The following is a 15776-nucleotide window of genomic DNA, read 5'->3' as shown; positions in this document are numbered from 1 at the left end:
GGCGGGAGCGGAGCGGGGACGGGGGCACACGGATTACCGCAGGGACCGAACGTAGCTCCGCGTGCAGGCAGCGTAGTCGCGCCTCTGTCCCCTAACTGCCCTTGCGCAGGTCCCATATCCATACGCCGCCCACCCACTTTCCGGGACGACCGAGAAGCGCGTCCACGGTCTCGCGCAGTTGTCCGTCGTTCTGCTGCGGGGCCAGGACGAGGAGGCCCGCCTTCCAGTACTCCAGGTCCTGGCGGACCGCCTCGCGCCAGTCGGGCGTGACCTCGGGGACGCGGCCCGAGGAGCGGACGTCGCGCAGGAGGGTGGAGGTGTTGCGGGGCGAGGGGCCGTAGATGCCGACGCGGTCCGGGCCCCAGGGGCCGTTGAAGTAGCCGCCGGGGATGCGGAAGCCCAGGTCGGCGGCGACCTGCCAGTGCAGGCCCTCCGCGTTGGCGGGGTCGGGGACCGGCACCGGGACGAGGGTCTCGCCCTCGCCCAGGTACGTCCGCCAGGTGCCCTGTGCGATGAACGGCGGCACGTCGACCCGGTCCACGGCCTTGAGCGGCGCCGGGAAGATCGGCAGGAGCGCGAGGGCGACGGCCGCCACCCCCGCGAACCGGTTCATGCGCCGGGGAGCGCGCAACAGTTGTACGAGCGCCAGCGCGAGCAGCATGCCGAGCGCCGGTGCGCACACCATCGCCACCCGCGACTCGATGACGGACTCGAAGAGAGGTCGGCCGGAAAGCGCCGCCCACGGCCCGGTAAGGACGTGGTCCGTCAGCGGGATGCGGAACTTCGGGCCGAGCGAGAGCAGCGCGGCCGCGAGCACGGTGAACGTCAGCGCCTTGACGACCGTGCGCTCCCAGAGGCGTACGACGATCGCGAAGGCCAGGGCGGCGAGCGGCCAGCCGTAGAAGGCGTTCTGCTCGGTGGGGTTCATCGCGAGGTGGTCGGCGGTCTCGTGGCTGCCCGCGAGCGAACGCTCCGCGAAGGAGAGGAAGGCGAGCGGGCTGTTGCCCACGTTGTCGCCGTGCAGCACGCTCTTGTAGCTCTGCGCTCCGAAGAACTGCCAGTAGAGGGGGTACGCGACCAGGGGGATCGTGACCGCGAGAGCGATGGCGAGGCCGCGCGCGAGCGGGTGCCAGGCGGCGCGTGCCACGTCACGGCGCACGGCCGCGTACGCGAGCGCGAAGAGCAGCATGCCGAGCGCCGCCAGGAGCAGCGGCTCCTCGCCGAGGAAGATCTGATACGTCGTGTAGAGCCCGAGGACGACGCCGTTGCGTACGACCCGCGTGCCCTCGCAGAGCCGCAGCGCCCTCTCGATGATCAGCGGGATCATGAAGAGGACAATGAAGTTCGGGTGCGCGTTTGCGTGGCTGACCATCGGGGGCGCGAACGCGGCGAGGGCCGCACCGACGGCCGCGGCGCCCCGGTGCGGAACGAGGCGTCTGCGGATCAGCGCGTACCAGCTGACGGCGGTGGCGGCGAGGCCCCCCGTCATCGCCACGTTCAGGGCGACCGCGGGGCCGAGGAGCCAGGTGACGGGGGCGAGCGGGACGGAAAGCCCCAGCATGACCGTGTTGGCCATGAGGTTCACGCCGTCGGGCACGTTCTGGAGGGTGGTGAACAGGGGGTTGTTGAGGTGGCGGACGTTGTCCGCCGTCACCGCGAAGAACCACTCCCACTGGTTCTGGTCCTGGAGTGAGTCCGGGATGTAGCGGTGGGCGGGCGCCGTCCAGCGGCTGGAGTAGAGGAAGACGGAGAGGGCCAGGAAGAGGAGCGCGACCAGGACGTCGGCCCTGCGGACCATGCGCACCTTGAGGGTCGTCAGCTCGGCGAGGACCTTCACGTAGTCGAGGGGCCTGACCTTCGACCCCTCCTGGTGGGACCAGCGCACGGGCACCTCGGCGACGGGCCAGCCCGCCCGCCTGAAGTACTGCAGTATCTCGACGTCGATGCCCCAGCCGTGCAGCCGGGACGCGGCGAACGCCTCACGGGCCCGGTCGCCGTCGAAGAGCTTGAAACCGCACTGGGTGTCGCGGATTCCGGGGACGGCGACCGAACGTATGAGGAAGTTGCCGGTACGGCCGAGGAGCTCGCGCAGCCGGTGCTGGTGCGTGTCGATCGTCGCGCCCGGGCGGGCGCGGGAGCCGATCGCGGCCGCGTGGCCGTCGGCGAGCGCCTTGTCGAGGTGGTCGAGCTCCTCGATGGGCGCGGCCAGGTCGGCGTCGGTGACCAGGACACGGCGGCCGTACGAGGCGAGGACGCCGAGCCGCAGCGCGTGGCCCTTGCCGCGGTTGCGGCCGCCGCGCAACAGCTGGACGCGGGGGTCGGCGGCGGACGCCGCCGCGGCGATCTCCGCGGTCCCGTCGGTGGAGCCGTCGTCGACGACGATCAGCTCCCAGGCGCCACGACAGGTCGTCTCGAGGTGGTCGCGGAGCGCGTCGAGCGTGGGGCCGAGGCGCTGCTCCTCGTTGTACGCGGGAACGACGACGGAGAGGTCCACACCCGGGTCCACACCCAGATTCACACTCATGCAGCGGCCAGCCGCTCGATGAGGGACAGGGAGTGTGCGTTGTACTCCCTGACGATCCCGTGCGCCGCCTCCGGATCCTTGCGCACGAGGGCGTCGACGAGCTCGGTGTGCCGGGACCAGAGCAGGCCGCGCAGGTCACCGCCGTTGATGTCGCTCCACCGGCGGAGGTGGGTGACGGCGCAGACCCAGGACTTCACGCGCAGACGGTGCAGGAAGTCGGAGAGGTAGGCGTTGCCGAAGAGGGCGCTGAGTTCGCGCCAGAAGCGGAGGTCGTAGCCGATGAGGACGGTCAGGTCGCCCGCGCAGGCGGCGCGGGCGGCTTCCTCGCCTCGGCGGCGGACGGCGAAGAGGGCTTCGGTGTTGTCCCTGGGGGCGGTCGCGTCCCCTGTGGGTGCGTTCGCTGCGCGTGCGTTCGCTGCGCGTGCGTCGCCTTGGGCCATGAGGTCGCGGAAGATGCCGTCGGCGATGAGACCTCGGGCCTCCAGCATGGAGCGGTAGTCGTCCAGGGTGTGCTCGTGGACGTGGAAGCCGCGGTGCTGGTCGGCGTCCAGGAGGCCCTGCGCGGTGAGGTTCACGAGGGCCTCGCGGACAGGGGTCGCGGAGACGCCGTACTGCTCGGCGATCTCCTTGACCGTGAACTCCTGGCCCGGCTCCAGCCTGCCGGCCAGGACCTCGTCGCGGAGGGCGTCGGCGATCTGCTGGCGCAGAGTGCTGCGGATGACGGCGGGGCCGTCGGTGCCGGGCATCTGGGTTCCCCCGCGGAGTCTGACGTGGTCGTCTTGCTTACGAGCACGTCAGACTACGCGGTCGGGATTCCGGGGCCGGGGGCCCGCGGCGTGGCCTACCGCATGCCAGTCACCGCAGGTGAACGCCCTTGCACCCTGCGTCTACGCGGTGTGCTCGTCCGCCACCGAGAGCGCCGCGTCCAGCGCCGCGAGGCCCTCCTTCGCCTCCGTCTCCGTGATGTTGCACGCGGGGACCACGTGGGTGCGGTTCATGTTGATGAACGGCCACAGGCCGTGCTTCTTCGCGGCGGCGCCGAACGCGGCCATGGGGGCGTTCGCCTCACCCGTGGCGTTGTACGGCACGAGGGGCTCGCGCGTCTCGCGGTTCTTCACGAGTTCCAGCGCCCAGAACATGCCGACGCCGCGCACCTCGCCGACCGACGGGTGGCGCTCGGCGAGCTCGCGCAGGCCCGGCTCGACGACCTGGGCGCCGAGGTTCGCCGCGTGCTCGACGATGCCCTCCTCCGCCATGACGTTGATCGTGGCGACGGCGGCGGCGCAGGCCAGCGGGTGACCGGAGTACGTGAGGCCGCCCGGGTAGGGGCGCTCGGCGAAGGTCTCCGCGATCTTCCCTGAGATGGCGACGCCGCCGAGCGGCACGTAACCGGAGTTCACGCCCTTCGCGAAGGTCAGCAGGTCCGGTACGACGCCCTCGAAGAGGTCGGCGGCGAACCACTCGCCGGTGCGGCCGAAGCCCGCCATGACCTCGTCGAGGACGAAGACGATGCCGTACTTGTCGCAGAGCGCGCGCACACCCGCGAGGTAGCCGGGCGGCGGAATCATGATGCCCGCGGTGCCGGGGATCGTCTCCAGGATGATCGCCGCGATCGTCTGCGGACCCTCGTAGACGATCGTGTCCTCCAGGTGCTGGAGGGCGCGCTCGCACTCCTGCTGCTCCGTCTCGGCGTAGAAACGGGAGCGGTAGAGGAAGGGCGCCCAGAAGCGGACGACGCCCGCGGTGCCCGTGTCGGAGGCCCAGCGGCGCGGGTCGCCGGTGAGGTTGATGGCCTGGTGGGTCCCGCCGTGGTACGAGCGGTAGGCCGAGAGCACCTTGGGGCGGCCCGTGTGCAGACGGGCCATCCGGGTGGCGTGCTCGACCGCGTCGGCGCCGGCGTTCGTGAAGAAGATCTTGTCCAGGTCGCCGGGGGTCCGCTCGGCGATGAGGCGTGCGGCCTCGGAGCGGGCTTCCACGGCGAAGGCGGGGGCGAACGTCGTCATCGTCGCCGCCTGCTCCTGGATGGCGGCGACCACCTTCGGGTGCTGGTATCCGATGTTGGTGTAGACGAGGCCGCTGGTGAAGTCGAGGTAGCGGTTTCCGTCGTAGTCCCAGAAGTAGGAACCCTCGGCGCCGGCGATGGCCGGCGGGTCGATGAGCTCCTGCGCGGACCAGGAGTGGAAGACGTGTGCGCGGTCCGCGGCCTTCACGGCGGCGCCGACCTGGGGATTCGGCTGAGGGGTCATGGGGCCGAGGGTAGATGTCCACGGAGTGGACGGGACATGGGCGTCTTGTCTTACGTGACGGTTGGAACCCGACAGAGTGTCGGGGGCTGAGCGCGATCAGGCCCCACCGGCCCGCACGGGAAAACGCTCGTCTCAGTCGTCGTCCGTGTCCGGGACGACCCTCGCCCTCGGCGTGCCCCCCGCGCAGCGAATCTCGTACGGGAGGTCGGACTGTTCGTCGTCGTCCCCCGGCTCCGCCTCCAGACGGGCCACCGCCGCAGGACCCCGCTCCACGTCGTCGTCGATGTGGAAGCCGTCCGCCGGGCTCCACGAGACGAGGCGAACCGTGCCGTCCGCACGGCACTCCACCGTCGCGGACCCTCCGGTGAAGCGGACCGTGGAGCGATCGACCGAGGGCGTCGGCGAGGACGACGGCGAGGACGGCGGAGCGGGCGGAGGCGAGGACGGCGGTGTGGACCCGGAGGGTGACGTGGGAGTCCGCGTGGACGCCGTCAAGGCAGCCCGTACCGCCGCCTCGTCCAGCGGACGACTGTGCGCCGAACCCCCCGCCCCGTCCGAACTCGCCAACTGCCAAGCGCCCAGCGCCCCCGCGGCCGTCCCCACGGCAACCCACGCCGCCGTCACGACCGCGTTCCGCCACTTCCTCATTCCGCCACTGTGCCGCATCGTTTCCTAACGCCCGGTTAAGTCCCCGGTTAAGACCCCGCCAAAGCGCGTACCCCGGCCCTGACTACGGTGGTTGCATGGCGCATCTTCTCGTCGTCGAGGACGACCCCCAGCTCCGCGGCGCGCTCGTACGGGCCCTGCGCGACAAGGGGCACGCCGTGGCGACCGCGCCGAGCGGCATGGCCGGGCTCGACGCGGCGGTGACGAGCGGGCCGGACCTGGTCGTGCTCGATCTGGGGCTGCCCGACGTCGACGGGGCGCAGGTGCTGCGCATGCTGCGTGCCGTCAGCGACGTCCCCGTCATCGTGGCGACCGCGCGGGACGACGAGCCGGAGATGGTCACCGTTCTGGAGGCCGGAGCGGATGACTACATCGTCAAGCCGTTCGGCGCCGCCCAACTCGACGCCAGGATCAAGGCCGTGCTGCGCAGGCTCGGCGTCGCGGAGACCGAGGAGCCGTTGCGCGTGGGCGGCCTCTCCGTCGACCCCGGCTCCCGTGAGGTCACCCTCGACGAGGCCGCCGTCGATCTGACGCCCCGCGAGTTCGACCTCCTCGCCTACCTGGCGCGCCGCCCCGGCCAAGTCGTATCGCGCCGCGAACTCCTCGCCGAGGTCTGGCAACAGCCGCTGGGCGGCGCGGACAAGACGGTCGACGTGCACCTGTCCTGGCTCCGCCGCAAGCTCGGCGAGACGGCCCAGCGCCCGCGCTACCTGCACACGGTCCGCACGGTCGGCGTCAAGCTGGCGGCCCCCGACGAGCAGGGTCCCGGCGACCAGGACCCCACCTGATGCGCCGCAGCCTCCTCCTCCTGACCGCCGCGACGACCGCCCTCGTCCTCACCGCGCTCCTCGTCCCCCTCACCCTCCTCACCCGCAGCCACGCCGCCGACCGCGCCACGGCCGAGGCCACCGCCCGCGCCCAGTGGGTCGCCCACGCTCTGGGCCCGGTCCTCGCGACCGCCGACGAGCGCGAGACGGCCGAGCAGACGGTCGAGAGCGTCAACGGCAAGGGCCTGCCCGGCACTTCGCTCATCCTCGCCGACGGACGCGTCATCGGCCCCCGGACCACGGCGCACGGATCCGCCGTCACGGACCCCGTACGCCTCGCCCGAACCGGCCGCGCCTTCACCTACGAGACCAGCTCCGGGGGCCGCCTCGTCCTGGTCCCCGTGCAGGGCGCCAAGGACGGCACAGCGGTCGTCCAAGTGACGCTCAGCGAGCGACAGCTGTACGCGGGCACGCTCGCGTCCTGGCTCGTGCTGGCCGGCATCGGCGTCGGACTCGTACTCGTCGGTCTCCTGCTGGCCGACCGGCTCGGCGCGCGTCTGGTCGGGGCGACGCGCCGACTCGCCCGTACCGCGGACCGGCTCGCCGCCGGTGACCTGACGGCCCGCGCCGAGCCGGAGGGGCCGCCCGAGCTGCGCCTGATCGCGGGCGAGCTGAACCGCCTCGCCTCCCGCATCGACGAGCTCCTCACCGCCGAGCGCGAGAACGCCGCAGACCTCGCGCACCGGCTGCGCACCCCCGTCGCCGCCCTGCGCCTGGACGCGGAGACCCTCAGCGACCCGGACGAGGCGCACCGCATCGCGGCGGACGTCACGGCTCTGGAGCGCAGCGTCGACGACGTCATCCGCAAGGCGCGGCGCCCCCTGCGCGAGGCGCCCCGCGCGGACCTGGCGGCGGTGGCACGCGAACGTACGGCGTTCTGGGCGCCGTTGGCGGAGGACCAGAACCGGAGCGTGCGCACCGCGACGCCGGACAGGGAGATCCCCGTCCCCGTCCCCGCCGACGAACTCGCCGCCGCCCTCGACGCGCTGATCGGCAACGTCCTCGACCACACCCCGCACGGCACGGCCTTCTCCCTCACCGTCCGCCGCACACCCGACGGGCAGGCGGAACTGACCGTCGCCGACGAGGGGCCCGGCTTCCCCGACCCGGGCGCCACCCCCGGCCGCGGCACGAGCGGCGCGGGCTCCACGGGCCTCGGCCTGGACATCGCGCGCCGCACGGCGGAGGAGGCGGGCGGCACGTTCACGACGGGACCCGCGACCCCCGAGTCCGAACCCACCCCCGGCCGCCCCGAACCCACTCCCGGCCGCCCCGGCTCCGGTTACCGCCCCGCCGACCCCAGCCCGGGACCCGACCCCAGCCCCGGCCCCGGCCCCGGCGCCCGCGTAACCCTCACCTTCCCCCTCGCCCTCACGCCGCCCCCACCTCTCACGCCCCCGCGCGCGCACCCCGCGGAAACGCCGTCCGTACCGCCCGCGCCCACTTGTTGATGCCCAGCTCGGGCCTGACAGCGGCGTACCCCCCGCAGTACTTGGTGAAGTCCGCCGCCCGCACCCCGAACCGGTGCAGCACGCGGTCGGCGTCCGTCAGATGCCCCTTGGTCTTGGTCTCCACCAGGACGAGTCCGCTGTCGGCGGCGGCGCTGCGTCCCGTCACCGTGTCGCGCACGACGAGCCCCGCGTCACAGGTGATGCGCTGCCCGTCGGCGACGAAGGTGGCCCGCTGATAGTCGGTGACGAGTGTGGGAGTGAGGCCGTCCGGCGCCTCGATGCCGTACGACCCGCGCAGCACGCCCGCGAGGAACCCGAGCCGCACGCCGTCGAGGGCGTGGTCGTCGCCCTCCAGCCGCTGCCGGTGCTTGACGGTCTCGCCGCGCCCGCTCTTCAGCTTGATCTCGAACTGCCGCTCGCCGCTGTCCTGGTAGACGCGCTCGCGGATGCGGTAGCGGAGCCGTCGGCCCTGGCGGTGGTCGTGGAAGGTGCCGAGGTCGGGGGTGTCGTAGTACGTCGAGTGGTAGCGGAACCAGCGCTTGCCGCCGATGCTGAGCGCCCGGAAGGGGCCGCCGGCCCGGCGTGGGTCGGTGAGGAGGGCGGCGAGATCCTCGAAGATCTCGATCGGTACGAGGTAACTGTTGTCGAAGCGGGCGAGCAGCTCCGCCCTGGCGTTGACCTCGTCCAGCGCGATGGGGTGCGCGGCGGTGGCGGCGCGGCCGATGGCGCGTACGGCGGGGTTCACACGGTCTCCTTCGGGTGGCTGGGGGCGATCGTGCGGGACCGGGTCGTGCGTCGTCGTACCGTCAACTCCCCGGACGCCACGGAAGGTTCCGGCTGGCGGAAACGTACTTCCAGGACCATGAGGTCTCGTACGTAGTCCACTTCCTGGACGGTCCACCCGAGCGGCTCACCGAGCCGCCGCGCGAGCTCGGCCCGCAGGGACTCCTCCTCACGGTGGACGGAGTCCAGGGTGACGACGGTCCGACGGTCGCGGGCGAAGAGGCGGGGGTGGTCGGCGCCGTACATCACGACGAGCAGGACGCAGGCGAGGAGCGCCGCCACGGGCAGCCCGAGCGCGGGCAGTCCGCAGAGCAGGCCGAGTACGAGGGTGATGAAGTAGTACGCGACTTCCTGGTGCTGCAACGCGTCGGAGCGCAGCCGCACGATCGAGAGCACGCCGAAGAGCCCGAACCCGAGAGCGAGCCCGCCGTCGCCGCCGACGGTCCCGAGCCCGGCGACGATCGCGAACAGCGCGACGTTGAGCGCGAGATACGCGGGGACGAGCTCACGCCTGCGGTGCCGCGGATAGAACACGCCGAAGGTCAGCAGGGAGACGGCGGCGAGGTCGAGTCCCAGGTGGGCGCAGAGAGTCAGTGTGCTGTCCATGACGAGGACGCTAGGGAGCGGGGGGTTAAGGCCGCCCCTGGCAGGCGTTAACGAACGAGCCGCGACTCCATTGACAGCATGCTGTCGTTGCGACAGCATGCTTACACAAGCGCAAGGCACGTCACCCGCTTACTCGGAGGCCGTCATGTCCGCCATGCCCGTCACATCCCGCAAGCCCGTGCACCTGGCCCTCTACGACACGTTCGCCGACTGGGAGACCGGCCACACCACGGCCTGGCTCGCCCGCTTCGGCTACGAGATCCGTACGGTCGCCCCGACGGCCGAACCCGTCGTCTCCTTCGGCGGCCTGCGCGTACAGCCGGACCTCTCCCTCGCCGAACTGCGCCCCGAGGAGAGCTCCTTGCTGATCCTGCCGGGCGCGGACCTGTGGGACACGAGCGACGACCTCGCCCCGTTCGCCCGCACGGCCCGCGCGTTCCTGGACGCGGGCGTTCCGGTGGGCGCTATCTGCGGAGCCACGGCAGGCCTGGCCCGCGAGGGCCTGCTCGACGACCGCACGCACACGAGCGCGGCGCCCATGTACCTGGCCGCGACCGGCTACAAGGGCGGCGAGCGATACGCCGACGCCGACGCCGTGACCGACGGCGACCTGATCACGGCGGGCCCGACGGAGCCGGTCGCGTTCGCCCGCGAGATCTTCGGCCGCCTCGGCGACGTACTCGACGCCGAGAAGCTCGACGCGTGGTACCGCCTCTTCCACGACTCCGACGCGGCGGCGTACGAGACGCTGAACTCGTGAACGAGGAACCGCGGATGCCCACCCCCGCGCCCTCCCCCCAGGACCTGCTGACCCGCACGGCCCTGACGGTCTTCCACCTCAACGGCCAGTTCCTCACCGCGTCCGAGGAACTGGCGAAGCCTGCCGGGCTCACCGCGGCCTGGTGGCAGGTGCTCGGCGCGGTGCTGCGCGACCCGCTGCCGGTCGCGGGCATCGCCCGCACGATGGGCATCACGCGCCAGAGCGTGCAGCGCGTCGCGGACCTCCTGGTCCGCGAGGGCCTCGCCGAGTACGCCCCGAACCCGGCCCACCGCCGGGCCAAGCTCCTCCGCCCGACGGACGAGGGCCGGGCGGCCGTGGCCCACATCGACCCGGGCCACGCGGAGCTGGCGGGCCGTCTGTCGGACGCGCTCGGCGAGGCGGAGTTCGCGGAGACGGTACGGGTACTGGAACGCCTGGCCGCGGTCCTGGACGACGTCATCGACACGGACGCGGAAACCGCCACCTAGGGCCTGTGTCGGAAGTCCCGCCTGCCCCGCGACGCCCGGCACGCGCCCTCGCGGCGTTGTCGGGACACCCCGATACAACCAGTATCGGGGCGACCCTCCGCCTTGCGATCGCACGCTCCCCCAAGCTCTCGGCTCCGCTCGAGCAGGGAGGTGCCCCCATGACGCCGCGGGGCCCGCCCTCCGGGCGGACGACGGGACTTCCGACACAGGCCCTAGGCCGGCGATACACGTTGGCGGGAATCACCCTGAGGGCGGTCGCGCGTCTGCCTTAGCATGGATCGGTTACGCGACGGGAGAGACGCTTGGTGCTATCGGTCTCTTTGGGGGCAGCCGCAGTCGCGTACCGCACGACCCAGTTTGATCACCTTCAGGATTGACCGAGGAGGGAATCAATGGCTCATGCAACCGACGCACCCCCTCTGGACACCGAGTTCCGTGTCCTCGGCCCCATCAAGATCACCGTAGCGGGCCGGCCGCTGACCATAGCCTCAACCAACCAGCGGGTTCTGCTGGCGATGCTCCTGCTCAACGCGGGGCGATCAGTTCCGATCAATACGCTGATCGACGCGATATGGGACGACGATCCGCCCGCCACGGCGCGGAACGGACTGCAGCTGTGTGTGTCTCAGCTGAGGAAGCGATTCATCGAGGTCGGCGCCGGGCCCGTAGTGGAGACGCATCCGGGCGGATACCTGATACGCGATCCGAAAGACTCGTTGGACTTACGGCGATTTCAAGAACATATCCAGTCGGCGTCCGCCATTACCCGCACACGCCCTTCCGAGGCGATCCGGCACTACCGGGCAGGACTCTCGTTGTGGCGCGGGGACGCGGTCGACGACCTCGCGCGCCCCGCGGTCCAGCCCGCCGCCATGCGTCTGAACGAGGGACGTCTGGCCGCCCAGGAGTCGTGTCTGGACCTGGAGTTGCAGTTGGGGCACCATGCCCGGGTGACGGGTGAACTGGCCGAACTCGTGGCCCGGTACCCGTTCAGGGAGAGTTTCCGGAGACAACTCATGCTGGCGCTCTATCGCTCGGGGCGGCAGGCGGAAGCCCTTGAGGTCTACCGGAGATGGCGCGAGCTCAACCGCCAGGAACTCGGTCTCGACCCCGGTACCGAACTCAGCGAGCTACAGCAGGCGATCATCACCGGGGACGACTCCCTCGATCTGCCGGACCAGCCCGCGGACGGGACGGCCGCCACCACGCGGACGCCGACGGAGGTCCGCCCGCCCGCACACCCCCGGGGCAGCGCGGCCGGGGCGATCCCGGTGCCCCGGCAGCTGCCGCCGGCGGTCTCCGGATTCTTCGGCCGAACAGCGCTTCAAGCCCACCTCGAGCGCAGGCTGATGCCTCCGGCAAACAAGACCGACGCACTGGTGAGAATGGTGGAACTCACCGGTCGCGGCGGCATGGGGAAGACAGCGCTCGCGGTCCACGCCGGGCACTCCGTCGCCGGAGCGTTCCCCGACGGGCAGCTGTTCGCCCAGGTGAGCGACCAGAACGGCGCTCGGAAGGAGCCGCGGCAGATTCTCGGGGGGTGGCTGGGCGCGGTCGGCATCCCCGCATCAGCGGTCCCCGAAGACCTCGGTGACCGTGCGGCGATGTACCGCAGCTGGCTCGCCGACAGACGCGTACTCGTGATGCTCGACGGAGTGCCGGAGCAGTACGACATCACGCCCCTGCTGCCTGGCACCGCCGGCTGCGCCGTCATCGTGACCAGTCGTAGCCGGACGGTCCACCTGACCAGCGCGGATCGCCTTTCCGTCGGCCCCCTCGACGAGCCGTCGGCGAGCGACCTCCTGTCCTGGCTCATCGGCCGTGACCGGGCCGACGACGAACCCGGCCGGGTGCGGAACCTGGTGGAGTTCTGCGACGGCATGCCCCTGGCGCTGCGCATCGCGGGATCCAAGCTGGCGGAGCGCCCGCACTGGACGGTCGAGCAGCTGCACACGCGGCTGACGGACGAGGGGCGCGGGCTGGACGAGCTGGCACTGGGAGGAACGAGCGTGCGGGAGACGCTCGTTCCCTCGTGCCGTGACCTGCCGGACCGACTCCAGCACCTCCTGGCCCACCTCGCGATGCTCGACTTCACCGACATCCCCGCGTGGGCGGCGGCAGCGGCCGTCAACGTGGCCCTGGCGGAGGCAAGGGACATGCTGGAGGAGCTGGTGTCTGCGCAGTTGCTCGACGTTCGCATGACCCGGGACGGAACCGCGCGGTACCACATGGACAATCTGGTACGGATACATGTGCGGCAGGCCCACTCCGGGACGAGCCGAGGCAAGACCGCTCCGGGTCTCGTGCGCGCCCTTCAACCCCACGGCGCCCGCCGCGGGTTGGGTGACTCCGCGAGGCCGACGAAGCTGCAGGTAGGCAGCTCAGGGAAGGAACTCTGACATGGCGATCAATCCACCGCGCTCTCTGCCCGAGCGACGGCACGACGTACTCACGCGGCTCAAGGACGACGTGGACCTCTGGGTATCCACCGCCGACGCGGGCGGCGTTCCCTACCTGGTTCCACTGTCATTCCTGTGGATCGACGAAACCTTCCTGATCGCTACGCCGCCGACAGCTCCTACGGCGCGGAATCTCACCGCGGGCGGCAACGTGCGGCTGGCCCTGGGCGCGACGCGGGACGTCGTGCTGGTCGAAGGAGTTGCCCGCCCGCTCACGACGGCCGAATTGGGCACCATGGGTGACGCCTATGCGGCGCATACCGGTTGGGATCCACGTGCCGAGGGCACGGACTACCAGTACTTCCGGATCGAGCCACGGCGCATTCAGGCATGGCGTGAGGTGAACGAGCTCAAGGGCAGGGACATCATGCGCGACGGGGTCTGGATCGACTGAACCGCCGGACCACTATGGCCACGCTGTGCTGCCCAGCGGGGTGACCACAGGGATTCGACAGCGGTGTCACAAGCGGAACCGGCAGGGTGAGTCCATGATTTCCCCTTGCGTCGTCATCGTGGATGATTACGGACCGGCCTGCCGGCACGCACCCAGCTTTCAGGAAGCGGGTTTCGCGTGCGTACGGGTGCAGAGCACACCGGAAGTGCCGAGCATCTACAAGGCGGCAGTCGTCCTGGACGGCTACGTCGCCCATATCGTGCACGAGGGCTCACTCGACCGGACGTTGCGTGAGATCGAACCGTTCGCGCCGGTCGCGGTGGTGGCGGGAAGCGAGGTCGGCGTCGAGCTGGCGGACGCGCTCAGCGAGAGGCTGGGCGTGGTCGGCAACGGCACCCGGCTGAGCCGGGCCCGCCGCGACAAGTTCACCATGATCGAGCAGGTCGCGGCAGCCGGGCTCCAGGCCGCGGCACAACTGCGGGTCACGTCCGAGGACGAACTGCGCGCCTGGCACGAGCGGGTGGGCGGCCGGATCGTTCTCAAGCCCCTGCGGAGCGCGGCCGGCGACGGAGTCCACTTCTGCGCCTCCCCGGAAGAATCGGTCGCCGGCTACCGGGACATCATGGGGAGAACCAACGTGTTCTCCGAGCGCAACTCCGGCGTCGTCGCCCAGGAATACCTGGTCGGCACCGAGTACGTCATGAATACGGTGAGCAGCGCGGGACGGCACCACGTCTGTGATATCTGGCAGACGGTCCGTGTCGACGTCAATGGCGTGTGCGACGCTCTGAACGGAATGCATATCCTGCCGCGTGCGGGCCACATCCAGGACCGTTTGGTCGCCTACGCCACCCAGGTCCTCGACGCACTCGGCATCGCCTACGGCCCCGCCCACATCGAGCTCAAGATGACGCCCGCGGGCCCGTGCCTGGTCGAGCTGGGTGCCCGGATAGCCGGGAGTGACATGTCGTACTTCGTCGAACTGGCAACCGGCGAGTCGCAGATACCGTGGACCGTCGATGCCTACACCCGCCCGGCACGCTTTGCGCGGCGTTACCGCGAGCCTTACACCGTCCAGCAGTACGTCGCAGGGGTGATCATGCTCTCGCCGCGCGGCGGGACCCTTCGCTCCTACCCCTACCTGGACGCCGTCAAGAGCCTGGACAGTCTGCACAACATCCGGGTGCTGATCGCGGAAGGTGACGCCATTCTCCCGAGCCGGGGCGGCGTCCGCCCCCCGATCATCGTGAGTCTCGCGCATCCGATCGAGGAGCTGGTCATGCGCGACATGGAGACACTCAGATACCTGGACGGCCACGCCTTCTATGACATTCATTCGACGTCGTAGAACGCCGGTCCGTCGAGATAGCGGAGAGTCGACATGTCCCGCATGACGATCCCCTCGGAGCGATGTTTGAGGTTCACGGTCATGGGCGAGGTCAGGTCGTCGACGCTGTACGTGATCGGATCGCCGGGTTCAACCGCAGCGCGAATGTCGTGGAGGCTTTCCAGCCCTTCGACCTTGCTCATGAACGGATAGGACCGGAGCACACCTTTTGTGGGTGACATCATGACGACCGAGGCGAAGTGCTCCCGGATCCGATAGGGCTCCGCACACCGGGCATTGAACCGCTCGGGGTTGGTGTACGCGTCGACATCCCAGTTCAGCTGGGATTCCCCAGTGGCCAACTCGGCATAGTAGGGACTGTCCGCACCGCCCATCCGGGCACCGACCTCAATGAGGCAGGGACCGTCGGGAGTCATCTTGATCTCGATGTGCGCGAGGCCGACCTGGATTCCGAGCGCGTCGAGAACCGCCGACGCGTAGGACACGAGCTCCTCCTGGACAGCACCCTCGAACGGGATGATGTAGAAGCCGGCCAGCAGATCCGGGACCCCGTTCACTTCGACACGGACAGTCCGCCAGATGTCACAGACATGCATCCGTCCCGCGTGACTGACCGTGTTGAGAAAGTATTCCGTGCCGAAGAGATACTCCTGCGCCACGACCGCGTCGTTCCGCTCGGAGAATATGTTCTCCTTGCCCAGGATCTCTTCGTACGCGGCCGCCGACTCCTCCGGTGAATCACAGAAGCGGACCCCGTCGTTGGCCGCACTGCGGACGGGCTTCACAACGATCCTGCCGCCGATCTCCTCATGCCAGCGCCGCAGTTGCTCCTTCGACTCGATGAGGAGTTGCGTGGCCGTGCGGAGTCCGGCGGCATCAACCGCTTCGATCATGGCGTACTTGTCCCGCCGAGCCGCGCTGAGCCGGGTCCCATTGGTCGGCAGACCGAGGCGCTCGCTGAGGGTGTCGGCCAGTTCCACCCCGCTCTCACTCGCGGGGACCACCGCGACCGGCTGCCAGGCGGCCAGCTCGCCCAGCGTCTCCTCCAGCGAACCCGAGTGCACGATATTGGCGGCGTAGTCATCGAGACTGAACGGCGACCGGTACACGGCGGGGACTTCCGGGCCGCTCTGCACCCGGACGCAGGAGAAACCCGCATCGCGGAAGTGCGGCGCCAACCGCCGGGAGGATGCGTACGCGTCAACGATGGCAACAGTTTTCATG

The 15776-nt window shown here is 70.4% G+C and carries 15 protein-coding genes; 8 read left to right on the top strand and 7 right to left on the bottom strand.

The window, feature by feature from the left end; all coding sequences use genetic code 11:
* Positions 1-91 precede the first annotated feature (91 nt).
* The 4 genes from NOO62_RS21450 to NOO62_RS21435 all read right to left on the bottom strand — a co-directional run bounded on the left by NOO62_RS21450 (position 92) and on the right by NOO62_RS21435 (position 5118).
* Positions 92-2524, bottom strand: coding sequence for a dolichyl-phosphate beta-glucosyltransferase (locus NOO62_RS21450; RefSeq protein WP_268772512.1), 2433 nt, complete (start codon positions 2522-2524; stop codon positions 92-94).
* On the bottom strand, positions 2521-3270 hold the full coding sequence (locus NOO62_RS21445) for a GntR family transcriptional regulator (RefSeq protein ID WP_268772511.1): 750 nt from the start codon (positions 3268-3270) through the stop codon (positions 2521-2523). Before NOO62_RS21445 ends, NOO62_RS21450 begins: the two co-directional genes overlap by 4 nt.
* Before the next feature lie 141 nt (positions 3271-3411).
* Positions 3412-4770, bottom strand: coding sequence for an aspartate aminotransferase family protein (locus NOO62_RS21440; protein WP_268772510.1), 1359 nt, complete (start codon positions 4768-4770; stop codon positions 3412-3414).
* 132 nt (positions 4771-4902) lie between these two features.
* The gene (locus NOO62_RS21435) at positions 4903-5118 is read right to left on the bottom strand and encodes a hypothetical protein (protein WP_268772509.1); all 216 of its coding nucleotides are present in this window, start codon (positions 5116-5118) and stop codon (positions 4903-4905) included.
* Between the two features lie 28 nt (positions 5119-5146).
* On the opposite strand from NOO62_RS21435, the gene NOO62_RS21430 reads away from it, so the two are divergent.
* The 3 genes from NOO62_RS21430 to NOO62_RS21420 all read left to right on the top strand — a co-directional run bounded on the left by NOO62_RS21430 (position 5147) and on the right by NOO62_RS21420 (position 7714).
* Positions 5147-5446, top strand: coding sequence for a hypothetical protein (locus tag NOO62_RS21430; protein ID WP_268772508.1), 300 nt, complete (start codon positions 5147-5149; stop codon positions 5444-5446).
* A gap of 67 nt (positions 5447-5513) precedes the next feature.
* Positions 5514-6224: a response regulator transcription factor gene (locus NOO62_RS21425; RefSeq protein WP_268772507.1), complete on the top strand. Its 711-nt coding sequence runs from the start codon at positions 5514-5516 to the stop codon at positions 6222-6224.
* Positions 6224-7714, top strand: a complete 1491-nt coding sequence (locus tag NOO62_RS21420; RefSeq protein ID WP_268772506.1) for a sensor histidine kinase — start codon at positions 6224-6226, stop codon at positions 7712-7714. Before NOO62_RS21425 ends, NOO62_RS21420 begins: the two co-directional genes overlap by 1 nt.
* Here NOO62_RS21420 and NOO62_RS21415 read toward each other — a convergent pair.
* Positions 7653-8459, bottom strand: a complete 807-nt coding sequence (locus NOO62_RS21415) for a VTC domain-containing protein (RefSeq protein WP_268772505.1) — start codon at positions 8457-8459, stop codon at positions 7653-7655. The genes NOO62_RS21420 and NOO62_RS21415 overlap by 62 nt on opposite strands.
* A complete protein-coding gene (locus NOO62_RS21410; RefSeq protein ID WP_268772504.1) occupies positions 8456-9103 on the bottom strand; it encodes a DUF4956 domain-containing protein in 648 nt (215 codons plus the stop codon). Before NOO62_RS21410 ends, NOO62_RS21415 begins: the two co-directional genes overlap by 4 nt.
* A gap of 145 nt (positions 9104-9248) precedes the next feature.
* On the opposite strand from NOO62_RS21410, the gene NOO62_RS21405 reads away from it, so the two are divergent.
* The 5 genes from NOO62_RS21405 to NOO62_RS21385 all read left to right on the top strand — a co-directional run bounded on the left by NOO62_RS21405 (position 9249) and on the right by NOO62_RS21385 (position 14552).
* Positions 9249-9863: a DJ-1/PfpI family protein gene (locus tag NOO62_RS21405; RefSeq protein ID WP_268772503.1), complete on the top strand. Its 615-nt coding sequence runs from the start codon at positions 9249-9251 to the stop codon at positions 9861-9863.
* Positions 9864-9877: 14 nt separating this feature from the next.
* Positions 9878-10351: a MarR family winged helix-turn-helix transcriptional regulator gene (locus NOO62_RS21400; protein ID WP_268775713.1), complete on the top strand. Its 474-nt coding sequence runs from the start codon at positions 9878-9880 to the stop codon at positions 10349-10351.
* A gap of 392 nt (positions 10352-10743) precedes the next feature.
* Positions 10744-12750 carry an AfsR/SARP family transcriptional regulator gene (locus NOO62_RS21395; protein ID WP_268772502.1) on the top strand — a complete coding sequence of 669 codons (2007 nt, stop codon included), beginning with the start codon at positions 10744-10746 and terminating at the stop codon, positions 12748-12750.
* A 1-nt stretch (position 12751) separates the two neighbouring features.
* Positions 12752-13204 carry a pyridoxamine 5'-phosphate oxidase family protein gene (locus NOO62_RS21390; RefSeq protein ID WP_268772501.1) on the top strand — a complete coding sequence of 151 codons (453 nt, stop codon included), beginning with the start codon at positions 12752-12754 and terminating at the stop codon, positions 13202-13204.
* A 118-nt stretch (positions 13205-13322) separates the two neighbouring features.
* Positions 13323-14552: an ATP-grasp domain-containing protein gene (locus NOO62_RS21385; protein WP_268772500.1), complete on the top strand. Its 1230-nt coding sequence runs from the start codon at positions 13323-13325 to the stop codon at positions 14550-14552.
* Here NOO62_RS21385 and NOO62_RS21380 read toward each other — a convergent pair.
* A complete protein-coding gene (locus tag NOO62_RS21380) occupies positions 14537-15775 on the bottom strand; it encodes an ATP-grasp domain-containing protein (protein ID WP_268772499.1) in 1239 nt (412 codons plus the stop codon). The two genes, NOO62_RS21385 and NOO62_RS21380, sit on opposite strands and share 16 nt — an antisense overlap.
* Position 15776: the final 1 nt, after the last annotated feature.

Source organism: Streptomyces sp. Je 1-369 (assembly GCF_026810505.1).
Lineage (GTDB): Bacteria > Actinomycetota > Actinomycetes > Streptomycetales > Streptomycetaceae > Streptomyces.
Note: the sequence above shows the minus strand (reverse complement) of the source record. Positions and strands in the feature narration are given on the sequence as shown.

Excerpts from the sequence above, each read along its gene's own strand:
- NOO62_RS21450 (WP_268772512.1), bottom strand. The coding sequence starts at position 2,524 with ATGAGTGTGAATCTGGGTGTGGACCCGGGTGTGGACCTCTCCGTCGTC.
- NOO62_RS21445 (WP_268772511.1), bottom strand. The coding sequence starts at position 3,270 with ATGCCCGGCACCGACGGCCCCGCCGTCATCCGCAGCACTCTGCGCCAG.
- NOO62_RS21440 (WP_268772510.1), bottom strand. The coding sequence starts at position 4,770 with ATGACCCCTCAGCCGAATCCCCAGGTCGGCGCCGCCGTGAAGGCCGCG.
- NOO62_RS21425 (WP_268772507.1), top strand. The coding sequence starts at position 5,514 with ATGGCGCATCTTCTCGTCGTCGAGGACGACCCCCAGCTCCGCGGCGCG.
- NOO62_RS21420 (WP_268772506.1), top strand. The coding sequence starts at position 6,224 with ATGCGCCGCAGCCTCCTCCTCCTGACCGCCGCGACGACCGCCCTCGTC.
- NOO62_RS21410 (WP_268772504.1), bottom strand. The coding sequence starts at position 9,103 with ATGGACAGCACACTGACTCTCTGCGCCCACCTGGGACTCGACCTCGCC.
- NOO62_RS21405 (WP_268772503.1), top strand. The coding sequence starts at position 9,249 with ATGTCCGCCATGCCCGTCACATCCCGCAAGCCCGTGCACCTGGCCCTC.
- NOO62_RS21400 (WP_268775713.1), top strand. The coding sequence starts at position 9,878 with ATGCCCACCCCCGCGCCCTCCCCCCAGGACCTGCTGACCCGCACGGCC.
- NOO62_RS21395 (WP_268772502.1), top strand. The coding sequence starts at position 10,744 with ATGGCTCATGCAACCGACGCACCCCCTCTGGACACCGAGTTCCGTGTC.
- NOO62_RS21390 (WP_268772501.1), top strand. The coding sequence starts at position 12,752 with ATGGCGATCAATCCACCGCGCTCTCTGCCCGAGCGACGGCACGACGTA.
- NOO62_RS21380 (WP_268772499.1), bottom strand. The coding sequence starts at position 15,775 with ATGAAAACTGTTGCCATCGTTGACGCGTACGCATCCTCCCGGCGGTTG.